This window comes from Polaromonas sp. P1_G2, from assembly GCF_056405515.1.
Genome location: NZ_JBFUBY010001806.1, coordinates 1 through 354 on the forward strand (window position 1 = coordinate 1; position 354 = coordinate 354).

1 protein-coding gene is annotated in these 354 nt (G+C 63.6%); it reads left to right on the forward strand.

All coding sequences use genetic code 11. From position 1 onward, the window contains the following. Positions 1 to 354: transketolase C-terminal domain-containing protein (locus AC1D0P_RS32680; RefSeq protein ID WP_477680515.1), on the forward strand; the 354-nt coding region annotated here is incomplete at both ends.

Consider the following 354-nt stretch of genomic DNA (forward strand, 5'->3'; position numbering starts at 1 on the left):
TCCGAAAGGCGAAGTCCCTGACGGACACTACGCGATTGCGATCGGGAAAGCCGAGGTCGTCAGGGAGGGCTGCGCCATCACGGTGCTGGCCTATGGAACGATGGTGCACGTCGCCATCGCCGCCGCAGAACAGTTCGGCGTCGACGCCGAGATCATCGACCTCCGCTCGTTGCTTCCCCTCGATCTGGAAGCGATCATCGCCTCGGTGTCGAAAACCGGCAGGTGCGTCATCGTGCACGAGGCCACGCTGACCTCCGGCTTCGGGGCCGAACTCGCAGCTTTGGTGCAGGAACATTGCTTCTATCACCTCGAAGCGCCGATCGCCCGCGTCACGGGCTGGGACACCCCATATCC